Origin of the sequence: Aureliella helgolandensis (genome assembly GCF_007752135.1) — a bacterium.
Taxonomy (GTDB): Bacteria; Planctomycetota; Planctomycetia; order Pirellulales; family Pirellulaceae; genus Aureliella; species Aureliella helgolandensis.
In genome coordinates, this window is the sequence record NZ_CP036298.1 from 6,229,565 (window position 1) to 6,242,425 (window position 12,861).

Here is a 12,861-nt window from a genome sequence, read left to right on the forward strand (position 1 = left end):
GTAGACACGTTGGAGTGTCGTAAGGCTTCGGCATTGCAGAGCGCGATGCACCGGTAAGGTTCAACGTCTCAGACTTAAGAGAGGCGGTGTATGCGGATGGTACGGTTGTTTGACGATGGCCATCCTGAACGGCAGATTGAGAGGAGCGAGGTACAAGTCGTTGATGTTCGAAAATGCGTAAGCGCGGTCGCTGCTCTCCGTAGTAGCAATCAAGGTTTTCCTGAATCAGTTTGTTCATCACCCAACACTCGGAACGTCCAATTGCGCTGTGCAGATTGCAAAAAAAACAACGGTCCTTCAACGCAACGCAAAGTGCCAGCGTTGTTGATAGTTTGATGCAAAACAATCGGCTTAGAGCGCAGGATGGAGCTTGTAGTCTACCAGCGTCCGTGCAGGGTTGGCCCTTGCGTGAACACGACCACTTCGAACATTGTAATGCCCGACAGCAGCCAACACGCTTCGTGAATTCCGATCCAGCCAATAGAAATTTGTCGGCTCCCTCATCACCTTCGAATCCCAGAGACAGCCGATGGAAAATAGTGGAAAGAAAAAAATTCTCCTGACCGGCGCGACAGGGTACATCGGTGGTCGCTTACTACCAGTGCTAGAAAAATTGGGCTACTCGGTCCGCTGCTTGACGCGCCGCAAGAATTCGCTGGATGCCTCACCGGATAAGCGACGGGAGATTGTTGAAGGCAATGTGTTGGATTCGAGTACCCTTCCCCCGGCTATGTCCGACATTGACACGGCGTTCTACTTCGTGCATTCGATGGGCTCCACCGCCGATTTTGAGGCCGAAGATCGGCGGGCAGCGGAGAATTTTTCCGCTGCTGCGAAACAGGCTGGTGTCAGGCGAATTATCTATCTCGGCGGACTGGGGAATCGCGATAGTAATTTATCCAAACATCTGCGGAGCCGCCAGGAAACGGGGGACATTCTCAGAGCATCGGGGATCCAAGTCATTGAACTGCGGGCATCGATTGTGATTGGCTCAGGCAGCCTATCGTTTGAAATGGTACGAGCGCTGACCGAACGACTACCATTCATGGTTTGTCCTAAGTGGGTCAGGGTAGCAGCTCAACCGATTGCTATTGAAGACATGCTGTCCTTTCTCATCGAGTCGATCGACCTACCGGGGGGCGAATCCCAAGTTTTCGAAATTGGCGGGCCAGACCAAGTCACCTATGGACAGATCATGCAGGAGTATGCAAGGCAGCGTGGACTACGGCGGGTGATGATTCCTGTACCATTCTTAACACCGTATCTTTCCAGTTTGTGGCTCGGGCTAGTCACTCCACTGTATGCTCGTGTCGGTCGCAAGATGATCGACAGTATGAAGAATGCGACGGTGGTCTCCAACAACTTGGCCGATACCACTTTCAAGGTCAAGCCAAGATCCGTTTCGGAGGCGATAGCCAGAGCGTTAGTCAATGAAGAGCGAGAATTCGCCGAAACGCGCTGGTCGGATGCGTTTTCATCAGGGGGTGAGTCCAAAGCCTGGGGAGGCGTGAGATTTGGCTCACGGCTGATCGATTCACGAACCGCTACGGTCGCGGCGGCACCGCAAGTTGCATTTGCTCCGATCCAACGCATCGGTGGAAAGAACGGCTGGTATTACGGCAACTGGATGTGGCGTGTGCGGGGTTTTCTCGACCTGCTGGTAGGCGGAGTGGGATTGCGTCGCGGTCGTCCGCATCCGACCTCGATCCGCGTGGGGGACACCCTAGATTTTTGGAGAGTGGAAGCCTTTGAGCCTAATCGCTTCCTGCGTCTGCGAGCGGAGATGAAGCTCCCCGGGCGAGCCTGGCTGGAATTCGAAGTGAATGGCGATGAACAGCAGAGTACTATCCGTCAAACAGCCAGCTTTGATCCCGTCGGCTTAGCAGGTATCGTGTACTGGTACGCACTTTCCCCAGCGCATCATTTCGTGTTTGGCGGCATGCTACGCAATTTGGTCAAGGCCGCACGAGAAGATGCGTGAATACGCCGGCGAGCTAGCTTCGTTCTTGGATGACCTGCCAACTCACTTATCAGATCGAACGTGGATTCGCTCCAGCGGAGTTCCACGCCGCCCGCCAAAACGCGTTCTGTACTGGACGCACCATGCTCTGAGAAGCGATGAAAACCCGGCTCTGGATGTCGCACTCCATGTGGCTCATCACTTGCAATTGCCGTTGCTCGTCTATCAGGGACTTTCAGAGCGCTATCGCTATGCTTCGGACCGGCATCATACTTTTATTCTGGAGGCAGCCAGGGACTTGCAAGAGAGCTACGCGAAGCTTGGGATCTCATTCGCATTCCACCTTGAGCGACGCGGCGCAAGATTTCCAAGGCTCGCTCAACTTGCACTGTCGTCAGCGGTTGTCGTCACTGAAGATTTTCCGTTGGAAGCAACTCAGCAATGGACCGAGCGACTCGTGGCAGCAGATTCCACGGTTGTACTCGTGGATACGGCTTGTGTCGTTCCGACGCGACTCGTGGGAAAGGCCCACGACCGGGCCTTCACCTTTCGTGACGCGACGAGAGAGCTCTACCGCAGTCGAATCTCACAGGTTTGGCCAGCTTCAAACATCAGCGTCCCACGTGATTCTCAAATCCCCTTTGAATCCTTGCAGCTAGCCAATCTTAGTTTGGCAAAGCTTGTCTCGGAATGCGAAATTGATCACTCCATTGGGCCAGTGCCCGATACGCGAGGAGGTTTCTCTGCAGGGTACGCGCGTTGGCAAGCGTTTCGAAACGAGGGCCTACGAAGGTACACGATGCGTCGAAATCAAATCGAAGTCGATGGCGTGAGTCGCATGTCCGCCTACTTGCATTACGGAATGGTGTCGCCACTGCGTCTAGCCCGAGAAGCATCGCTCGACGGAGCAAAAAAATTCTTGGATGAGCTGCTAATTTGGAGAGAGCTAGCCTATGCGTTCTGCTACTATCGCGACGATCTAGAGTCAGTCCATTCTCTCCCCCAATGGGCGAATGCATCCTTGACGGAACATGCAGGCGACCACCGGACGGTGCTGTCCTTAGAATCCCTAGCTCGGGCCCGTTCGGGCGAGCGATTGTGGGATGCAGCCCAACGCAGCTTGCTCAAGCATGGAGAGCTCCATAACAACATTCGCATGACCTGGGGAAAGGCAATTTTGGGTTGGTCGCAAAATCATCATCAAGCATTGGAACGGTTGATTGATCTCAATCATCGCTATGCGCTCGATGGCCGAGATCCTGCATCTTACGGTGGAATTCTATGGTGCCTGGGGCAATTCGATCGTCCCTTTAAGCCTGAGCAACCAGTGTTTGGAATGGTTCGTGGGCGCCCCATCGGCGTTCATGAAAATAGAGTGGACTTAAACATTTATGAAACGAAAGTGGATAGAGGTATCATGACACCCAAGCCGCGCATCGCCATGGTCGGAGCAGGTCTGGGAGGACTGATGTGCAGCCGAATCCTGCAAGATCATGGATTGGATATTCAGATTTTTGAAAAATCCGGCCGAGCGGGCGGCAGAGCATCCACCAGAGTATCTCGCGATGGCTGGCAATTTGATCATGGTGCACAATACTTTGCGATTCGTGATCCGAATTTAAAACGCTACCTGGACTCCTGGATATTCGACAAGCATGTTGCTGAGTGGAGAAGCCAAATCGTTTCCATTGACGAACCTTGCGAATTCAAAGAACTGCCCCAGATTCAACGCTTTGTCGGTACCCCGATGATGGAATCGTTGGCGTTTCACTTAGCGACAGATCTGGATATTCATGCGAAAACCGAGGTTGCGAGAGTCGTCCGAAGGGAGTCCGGATACCAACTGTGCACGAAGGTGGGCCATGACTTGGGCATTTTTGATACCGTCCTCTGGAATTGCCCACCGGGCCAAACGGCAGAGCAAATTCCTACGGAATGCGGCTGGCAACGGAGACTCCCCCAAGTCGACATGCAACCCTGCTGGGCCGTCATGATTGCGTTGGAGCGTCGCTGGACGCTCCCCTTCGATGCTGCGTTTGTCAATCTTGGAAATCTGAGTTGGATTGCACGTGATTCCAGCAAACCGGCTCGCCCATCACGCCAAGACACTTGGATGTTGCATTCGACATCAGATTGGGCGATGGAAAATCAGGAGACACCTCGAGAGCAAGTCGTTCACAATTTGATCGCAGAAGCCGAGCGAGTCACAGGCTTCCGCATGCCCGCGCAATGCTATGCTAAAGCCCATCGCTGGCTGCATTCGCGGCCTGCCGATTCTTTGCCGGAGTCCTCACTTTGGGACAGTGCCAACAGGCTAGGCGCATGTGGTGATTGGTGCGGCGGCCCACGCGTCGAAGGTGCCCTAAAGAGCGGAATGGCGCTGGCCGGTCGTATCCTGGGAACTTTGCACGAGAATGCGTCCCTTGCGTCCTGAGCATGAGCGAATCGCTTGCTGCGGTACGACGTTTCAAGCATTTCTATCCAGTGGAAACGTTTTTATCCAGTTAAAACGTTGTGCAATAACAGGTCAATCTCCTTCGGCTTAAACGGCAAAGAATGGTTCCTCTTCAATCACCGTTGCGTTGGCAGGATGGGCTCGCCAGAGCATAGACACCGACGTACGGTGATGTGCGTTCCGCCTTGAATAGACTCTGCTGACTAGGAGTTACCTCGCTACCCCTCAATCCCAACAGGCTGAGGGCAACCACCCTCCGAGAAGTGCATCCCCGCGATCCTGCAAGCCATGGCAGGCTCAACCAGCGACAGGTTCGTTGAAGTAGTAGCAAAGACCATCAGGTGCAACGACAAAGAACACATTGAATTTCTCGCCATCGCGCTGATCGACACGTATATTGGCGACCTCGACTCCATACGATTCCAGCTCGGCTTTGATCCCATCAATGTTGCAGACCCTGATGGCTGCCCCCTCTTGTGCCGGATCACCACCATTGACCGCGAAACCAATCTGAACGCCGTCGCGTTCCAGGATGACCGCAGGATACGGAACGTCGTGACGTTCGACTTCGATCATACCGAAGTGTTTTGAATACCAGTCGGCTGCCACCTCGATATCGATCACGGGAAGCGCAAGAACATTGTCCTTGTAAGGTGACGCAGATTGAAACGAAGGCTGCATGATCATGTTCGACTTTTCAATTAGAGACACCTGAAACTCTCCGCGAGGAGCATCGCCAACGCCACGCCGCAGCGACTAAATTTCGACCAGGAAGAATCACACCGCTGCGAAACCTGTAGCTTAAACACGAGGCGTTATCGTAGGGAACCTGCCCAACCAGCCCTTTATCTGCCGCTGCGGGCGTGTGGTTCGGCTTACGGAATTAAGCGGGCGAGAGCGTGGTGGATACTCCCATACACCCAATGCTCGCAGGACCTAAGGGGCGGGTCACTCACGTGCTCGCCTGGCGACCACTTCTGCATCGGCCTCAATATTTGCGGATCATGTATTTTACCGCATGACCAAGAATTCGCTGCCACGCTCCCTCGACGTCTGCACTCCACTGCTCATCATGTTCACGTGCGGTATCAATCATTGTTGCGAGCCAGATATCATAGAACCGAGGCTCGATATTTAAGTGGTCCCGATCATGCGTCATCGCGCGTTGGTTGATCTCGCGCATCGACTCAGGCTCCCCAACTGTGGCACCCGCACAAAGCTCCAGTGAGCGACGCAGCATTGCGTTTTGCTTTTCAAAATCCGTGAAGCGAAACTTGTTCTTGATTTCATCGGAAGCGCCGAAGAAGCGTTTATAAAAATCTGGAATGAATGTCTCTGTGGCCACGCAGCGGCCAACGCTCGCCAAAAACAGCTCCTTCGGTGTCGGTTCTTCCATACTTGACCTGTCTGGTGTTAGAAGCATCTGATCACTGAACGCTTGCGGCAACCGTCTCCGCTGTTGGGGGGCAAGTTGGCTGGCTGAGCCTTCAGACCGTCGGGACAACGGTTCCCCCAAAATCGTCGTCGGACACCGTTAAATTGATTCTTGTTCAGCTCTTGCTGATCTTATCAGATTCTGGGAACGAAGTGATCGGTTGCAGCTGCTCGTTGTGTACAATTTGCAGCGATGCTCCTACTCACGTTGTCGCAAGAGTTAGCAGCGATCCTAACCGGGCAATGTCGTTTGAGGCAGCCCATCGCAGTACACGCTCCCGGTAAGATGATAGAATCAGGAGCCAACAGAAACGAACGGGTGGCTTAGCTCGTCCCCTCCAGTGCCTCTGGTCGCCAGCCCCGTTTCCATTCGGCGCTGCTTGCGGTTGTATTCCCAGCACACAGACAGTTGCTCTCCAAGAGTGAATGGGGCATCCCCATCGGACATCTCCCATGTTCGTTGAGCGTCAGAAGCAAGGACGCTAGGCAAAAGCGCACTTGGCAAGTATTGGCGGATCGCACTGCTGCCCCTGGTGGAAACTCAACGTGGAAACTCAACGCGTATCCACCTAGCCTTTCGGTGCGTCAACCTGCTATATCCAGAAGTCCAACGATCGTCGGTGATGGAAGGCACAAGCTCAAAACTAACTCTACGCAATAGTGTTTGCACGGCAGACAACGGGAGCTTTCTTCGACCTTCAGGAATCAACGGCCAAGAGCCAACGTGAACGAATGTATGGCTCACCAGTCCTCATGCGTTCCACCATGAGCTCCGGCCCGTGTTCCAAGCGTCCCAATCCTCATTTCAACGAACCGAGAAAGATCCCTATGAATTGCCACCTCCAGAGGCAGGCAGCCTGGTGGAAGACAGGGGTGATCTATCAGATTTATCCCCGTTCGTTCCAAGATAGTGATATGGATGGGGTAGGGGACCTAGCTGGAATTGAGTCGCGACTGGACTATCTTGCCGGTCTTGGAATTGATGCGATCTGGCTCTCGCCAATCTACCCATCCCCGATGGCTGATTTCGGATACGACATTGCCGATTATTGCGATATCGCCCCTATGTTCGGCACTCTCAACGATTTTGACCGGTTGCTAGCGGCAGTTCACGCGCGGGGGCTGAAACTCCTGCTTGATTTCGTTCCCAATCATTCGTCCGACCAACATCCTTGGTTCATCGAAAGTCGGGCTTCGCGCGACAATTCGAAACGAGATTGGTACATTTGGCGCGATCCAGCCCCAGGCGGAGGGCCGCCCAACAACTGGATCAGCGACTTCGGTGGCTCGGCCTGGGAATGGGACGCTCTCACCGGCCAGTACTACCTTCACGCTTTCCTCAAAGAGCAACCCGACCTCAACTGGCGGCATCCCGAACTGCGCAACGCGATGATGGCTGCGTTGCGATTCTGGTTCGACCGCGGTGTCGACGGTTTCCGCATCGACGTCCTTTGGCACATCATTAAAGACGTTTCCCTACGCGACAATCCGAGAAACGAAGAATGGACGCCCGATCGTACGCAGCGAGATCAATTGCTCCAGTTGCACTCAACCGATCAACCTGAAGCGCACGAAATTGCCGCCCAATTCCGTGCACTAGCCGATAGCTATGGCGATCGTGTCCTGATTGGCGAGATATGCTTACCCAACGACCGCCTCGCTCGATGGTATGGCACGGTCGAACATCCGCAAGTGCATTTGCCGGTCAACTTCAATCTCATCGAAAGCGCTTGGACCGCCGGCTCTCTCAAACAATTGATTGCAGACTACGAAGCTTCTCTGCCTACATTCGGCTGGCCCAATTGGGTGCTGGGAAGCCATGACGCGCCACGCATCGCCGCTCGAGTCGGCGAGCCACAAGCCAGAGTTGCCGCCATGCTATTATTGACTCTTCGCGGTACACCAACGCTGTACCAGGGCGATGAGATCGGCATCGGTGAAGTGTCCATTCCTCGTGATCGAGTTCGAGATCCCCAGGATCTGCTTCAACCCGGCCTGGGGATTGGACGTGATCGTTCGCGCACACCGATGCCATGGGATGACTCGGCCAATGCGGGATTTAGCCTTGCTGATCCGTGGCTTCCGCTCAACGATGATTGGCGCGAACGGAATGTTGCGGCACAGGCACGAGACCCCAACTCACTCCTATCTCTCTACCGCTCTCTACTATCGCTGCGGCGCACACACGCAGCCTTGACAATAGGTCGCTGCGTGCTCATGGATGCAGCGGAAGACGTGCTCGCCTTCGAACGCCAATACGGCGACGAGCGTATGCTGATTGCCTTGAACCTCGGCGACCAACTTCGTCCCCTACCGAAGGAGGCTTGCAAATTCGATGCGCTCGTTTCGACGCTGTGCCCTTCGGCAATTGGTCTTCGGCCATTTGAGGGCGTGCTAGCGCCGCACGAAGGTCTGATCCTACGACTGAAAGGGCAACACTGAGATGCATATTGCAATGCTAGCTCCGATCGCTTGGCGCACACCGCCGAGATCCTACGGTCCTTGGGAACTTGTCACCAGTATGCTCACTGAAGCGTTAGTCAAGCGTGGGATCGACGTGACTCTCTTCGCGACGCTCGATAGCGAGACAACGGGAACACTTGCTGGCGTGGTTCCGGCACCGTATGGGGACGATCCCTCCATCGACGCCAAGGTCTGGGAATTTCGCCATTTGGCTCACCTCTTTGAACAGGCCGATCGATTTGATCTGATTCACAATCAGGCCGATTTTCCCGCCCACGCCTTCGCCAGACTGATCAAGACGCCTATCGTCACCACGATACATGGATTTTCTTCTGACCGCATCCTGCCGATGTATCAGGAATACCAGAATGACGTCCACTATGTCGCTATCAGCGATGCCGATCGTCATCCCAAGCTGACCTATGCAGCGACTATTCATCACGGTATTCCGATCGATGATTTCCCGTTCCTTTCAACACGTGGAAAGGATCTCTTATTCTTCGGGCGAATTCATCCGGACAAGGGCGCCAAAGAGGCGATCACAGTCGCGCGCCGCAGTCGACGGCACCTGCACATGTACGGCATTGTGCAAGATAGTGCATATTACGAAGCCGAAGTCGTACCAGCAGCTGATGGTGTGAACGTAACGTACCACGGTGCCGTTGGTGGAACTCAGCGGCTAGACGCTCTTGGCAACGCACGCGCGCTTTTGCATCTCATCAATTTCAACGAACCATTCGGTCTTTCAGTGATTGAGGCGATGGCTTGTGGCACTCCTGTCATCGCCTCAGATCGCGGATCGATGCCTGAGTTAATTGAGCATGGCGTCACAGGTTTTTTGGTCAATAGCCTTGAAGAAGCAAGTGAGGCAATCGAGCGCATCGACGAGATCGACCGCCGCAGGGCTCGCCGCGCTGTCGCGGAAAAATTCACGATCGATCGGATGGCCGATGCCTACCTGAACCTATATCGTCGCATCCTTGGCCAATAACGGTAGGTCGCCCCAACGACTGATCTCACTTGCTGGCGCGGAATGCCTCAAAGCCAGATACAACGTCGAAGAGTTCTTCGTCAATGCTGCTTTGTCGCTGGCGATGGTAGGAAGAGTTGAGTGTTACCAGCAGTTCTTCAATGTTCTTATCAGCGCGTTGCATGGCAGACAAGCGACTGGCATTCTCGCTGGCCAAAGACTCTGCACAGGCGCGGAACATCGATACGAAAAGATATTCACCGGTTAGCTTTCGCAGTGTTTGCATACTGTCGCCTAAAACTTGTGGCAGGTTCTTTGTCGGCCATGGTGTTTGGCTGCATTGGCGACGCCATGCGTTGTCCAGTGGCAGCAGACGTCGACGGACCGGTTCGTAGAGGGAACCGGTCGTGGGGCGATTGTAAAACAGGTAGAGTTCGGTCCCCGGATGTTGTTTCGCCTGCGTCTCATATTCAATAAGCAGCTGGCCTACGAGCGGTGCGATTGCTTGCACTGTGCTCGGCACGTTGAATTGACCGACCAATTGCGAATTGGTATCGGCCAAGCGTGCTCGGACTCGCTCACCAACGGCCCAAATCATATGCTTGCCGGGCACACTTGCGAGCGTTCGCATTGCCTCGTCTGCTACGATTGTGTTGAATTGCCCGACGAGGCCCTGATCGGAACCGAAGACGATCGCGGCCGTCATGTTCGTGGCAACTTCCGGAATGTACTTGGCCCGGCTTGGGCTTTGGGATTCTCGAATACAGACGCCCAAGGTGAGTTCGACTGTGCGGCTGTAATCGGCGAGCGCACGTACGGAGTTTTCAAATTGGACAATATTGGAAGCGGCCATTGCCTTCATGGTCCGCACCACCGATTGCAAATCCGTGGCCCCTCCTATCTTTCGCTCCAAAATTGCAGTTGTTTGAGTCAAGTAGTCGCTCCCGAGCTTGGCGGAAACTTCTTGTCGAGTGGCTGAAACGGTTGAAGTGCACGTCGAGCGGCATCCAGGATTGCGTCGCGATCTGCACCGCTGAGCGCATCTGCCGTCTGGAGCCGATCTTGTATGTCAGCCGAAAGACTGCTTCCAGCCGCTCGTACTGCCGCTTCAGCAGTTGCCATCTGCTCCATTGGAACCTGGTCAAAGAGGCCATCTGTAAGCGCCAACAGTACCATCACCTGCGCTGGCACGGTGGCTGGCGAGTTTTCAGCTTGCTTGAGGCATGCGCGGATGCGTCGGCCATGCTCGATTAGGTGGCGAGTAGATTCATCGACGCGAGCACCAAACTTGGAGAAGGTCTCCAGCTCCTCGAATTGCGCATACGCCAACTTGAGGTCACCAGCGACGGCACGGTAGGCAGCCCTTTGCGCCTTGCCACCAACCCGTGAGACAGATTTCCCCACGTCGACTGCCGGCAGAATCCCCAATTCGAACAGAGACGGTGACAGGTAGATCTGCCCATCAGTAATGGAGATCAAATTGGTCGGGATGTACGCAGAAATATTCTGCGCCTCCGTCTCAATGATGGGAAGCGCCGTTAGTGAACCGCCACCAAGTTCTTCACGTAGGTGGGTTGAGCGTTCCAAGAGTCGCGCGTGAAGGTAAAAAATATCGCCGGGAAATGCCTCTCGGCCAGGGGGTCGACGCAGCAGCAATGACAATTCGCGATAGGCCCGGGCATGGTGCGTCAGATCGTCATAGACAATCAGCACATCACGACCTTGCTCCATGAAGTGCTCCGCGATGGTCGTGGCCGCGTACGGAGCGACATAGGAAACCCCTGGCGGATCATTCCCCTCGGCAACGACGACCACCGTATAGACCATGGAGCCATGGTCCTTAAGGGCCGCCAGAACCTTTGCAACCGTCGATGCGCGTTGCCCAATTGCGCAATAGACGCATACGACGTCTTGATTGCGTTGGTTAAGGATTGCGTCGATCGCAATCGCCGTTTTTCCGGTTTGGCGATCTCCTAGAATTAGTTCGCGCTGCCCGCGACCGATGGGTATCAAAGCGTCAACAACTTTGAGTCCAGTTTGAAGCGGCACGGTGACGGGAGCACGGTCCATGATCGAAGCCGCTGGACGCTCTACCGGCTTGCGTTCTTTGAATAGGACGGGAGCTCTTCCGTCGAGCGGGCGGCCAAGCGGGTCGATCACCCGGCCTAACAAACCGTCCCCAACCGCCACATCCATGACTCGGCCCGTACGCCGGACTTCTGATCCCGCAGTTAGCGTCGTGTAGTCACCGAGCAATACGACACCAATTTCGTCAGCATCCACGTTGAACGCGATGCCCAGCGTACCATTAGAAAATGTCAAGATTTCGTCGTATCCCACCCCCGGCAATCCAGTCACTTGAGCGATACCCGTCGAGACACTCAAGAGAGTTCCGACCTCGTGCGGCTGCAACTGTGGCGAATAAGCCTTACGCCCACGATCAAGCCGTTCGAAAGCTTGCTCAAAGGTAACTTGCATGAAGTCGTCGGGATCATTCATTGGGCAGTACTCGCTTCCGCATTGGCAACGAACGCGTCGTCGTCAAGCAGTTCAGTCACGTTTTTTTGAAGGGAAGCAAGATAGTCGCCAATGCTCCAAGCGATCCTTTGTCCACCGATCGTCACCTCAATACCGCTCGCGACATCAGGCTTGGTGTCAAAGTAGACTGGCATCTCGGTGGAAAACACTTCTTCGAGCGTTCGCTGGATGGCATCGCGTTGCTCTGCCGAAAGCTCCAGTCCGCTCCGAACCAACGCCGGGTCCTCAACGGTAACTCGGCATGCACGGACCGTCTGCTTCACGTTCTCGTCGACTGCTCTTAGGCGAGTGAGGAACACGTCGCACATCCGTTCTTCCAAGTCGGCGCCGGCTAAGTCTGTCAGCGCATGCCGCGCAATGGCGAACACTTCAGCTTGAGTCCGCCGGTTGATCTCTGCTTGCAAACTAACCAGTTCACGCTGCAACGACTCCTGGCGTTTTGTGCGTAAGGCGTTGGCATCGTCCCGCGCCTCGTCAAGCATCTGCTGTCGTTTCGCCTTAGCCTCATCGACAGCCGCGGCTAACAACTCGTTCCGATGTTGGTCAAACTCTTCGTTCTTCCTGGTGAACTCGTCCCGCTCTTGCTTAGCTTCACGCTTCTTCGCGTCCGCATCGGCAAGTTGGTTCGCAATTCGCTCTTCACGCTTGTCAATAGCATCCAAAATCGGCTTGTAGAGAAAGCGTTTCAGCAACCAGACCAAGATCAGAAAATTGACAGTCTGAGCACCGACGGTGAACCAATCGATGAGCATCGTCTAATTCCCCGTCGCTTGCGAGATGGCATGATTCCAGAACGGATTGGCGAAGAGCAGAATCATCGACACCACGAAACAATAGATTGCTGTGGACTCAATCATCGCCAACCCCACGAACAGAGTCCGCGTGATCGTCGGCGAGGCATCAGGCTGCTGTGCAATCGACGTAAGTGCAGTAGCGACTGCCTTGCCTTCGGCAAGCGCTGGTGCCATCGTGCCAACACCTGTTGTGATTCCGGCAATGACAATCGATGCCACTGCAATCCAAGTCATGCTATCCATGGTG

At 54.6% G+C, this 12,861-nt stretch carries 10 protein-coding genes; 4 read left to right on the forward strand and 6 right to left on the reverse strand.

Annotation, left to right across the window (positions count from 1 at the left end):
* The first annotated feature begins 529 nt into the window (after window positions 1-529).
* Window positions 530-1,981 (forward strand): SDR family oxidoreductase, encoded by a 1,452-nt coding sequence (locus Q31a_RS21840; RefSeq protein WP_145082562.1) that lies wholly within the window; start codon window positions 530-532, stop codon window positions 1,979-1,981.
* Entirely contained in the window at window positions 1,974-4,394 is a 2,421-nt protein-coding gene (locus Q31a_RS21845; protein WP_145082564.1) for an FAD-dependent oxidoreductase, read from the forward strand. Before Q31a_RS21840 ends, Q31a_RS21845 begins: the two co-directional genes overlap by 8 nt.
* A 318-nt stretch (window positions 4,395-4,712) precedes the next feature.
* On the opposite strand, the gene Q31a_RS21850 is transcribed toward Q31a_RS21845, so the two are convergent.
* Both Q31a_RS21850 and Q31a_RS21855 read right to left on the reverse strand, forming a co-directional pair.
* Window positions 4,713-5,099 carry a VOC family protein gene (locus tag Q31a_RS21850; RefSeq protein WP_145087516.1) on the reverse strand — a complete coding sequence of 129 codons (387 nt, stop codon included), beginning with the start codon at window positions 5,097-5,099 and terminating at the stop codon, window positions 4,713-4,715.
* A gap of 304 nt (window positions 5,100-5,403) precedes the next feature.
* Window positions 5,404-5,811: a globin gene (locus Q31a_RS21855; RefSeq protein ID WP_145082566.1), complete on the reverse strand. Its 408-nt coding sequence runs from the start codon at window positions 5,809-5,811 to the stop codon at window positions 5,404-5,406.
* Between the two features lie 866 nt (window positions 5,812-6,677).
* Here Q31a_RS21855 and Q31a_RS21860 point away from each other — a divergent pair.
* Window positions 6,678-8,291, forward strand: a complete 1,614-nt coding sequence (locus Q31a_RS21860) for an alpha-amylase family glycosyl hydrolase (protein WP_145082569.1) — start codon at window positions 6,678-6,680, stop codon at window positions 8,289-8,291.
* A 79-nt stretch (window positions 8,292-8,370) separates the two neighbouring features.
* Complete coding sequence (locus Q31a_RS21865) at window positions 8,371-9,303, forward strand: glycosyltransferase family 4 protein (protein WP_231690882.1); 933 nt, start codon at window positions 8,371-8,373, stop codon at window positions 9,301-9,303.
* A gap of 25 nt (window positions 9,304-9,328) precedes the next feature.
* Here Q31a_RS21865 and Q31a_RS21870 read toward each other — a convergent pair whose 3' ends face one another.
* Genes Q31a_RS21870 through Q31a_RS21885 form a run of 4 tightly spaced genes read right to left on the reverse strand, consistent with a single transcriptional unit; the run spans window position 9,329 to window position 12,857 of the window.
* The gene (locus Q31a_RS21870) at window positions 9,329-10,216 is read right to left on the reverse strand and encodes a F0F1 ATP synthase subunit gamma (RefSeq protein WP_145082574.1); all 888 of its coding nucleotides are present in this window, start codon (window positions 10,214-10,216) and stop codon (window positions 9,329-9,331) included.
* The gene (locus Q31a_RS21875) at window positions 10,213-11,781 is read right to left on the reverse strand and encodes an alternate F1F0 ATPase, F1 subunit alpha (RefSeq protein ID WP_145082576.1); all 1,569 of its coding nucleotides are present in this window, start codon (window positions 11,779-11,781) and stop codon (window positions 10,213-10,215) included. Before Q31a_RS21875 ends, Q31a_RS21870 begins: the two co-directional genes overlap by 4 nt.
* Complete coding sequence (locus tag Q31a_RS21880; RefSeq protein WP_145082578.1) at window positions 11,778-12,572, reverse strand: F0F1 ATP synthase subunit delta; 795 nt, start codon at window positions 12,570-12,572, stop codon at window positions 11,778-11,780. Before Q31a_RS21880 ends, Q31a_RS21875 begins: the two co-directional genes overlap by 4 nt.
* Before the next feature lie 3 nt (window positions 12,573-12,575).
* Window positions 12,576-12,857, reverse strand: a complete 282-nt coding sequence (locus Q31a_RS21885; protein WP_145082580.1) for a F0F1 ATP synthase subunit C — start codon at window positions 12,855-12,857, stop codon at window positions 12,576-12,578.
* Window positions 12,858-12,861 lie beyond the last annotated feature (4 nt).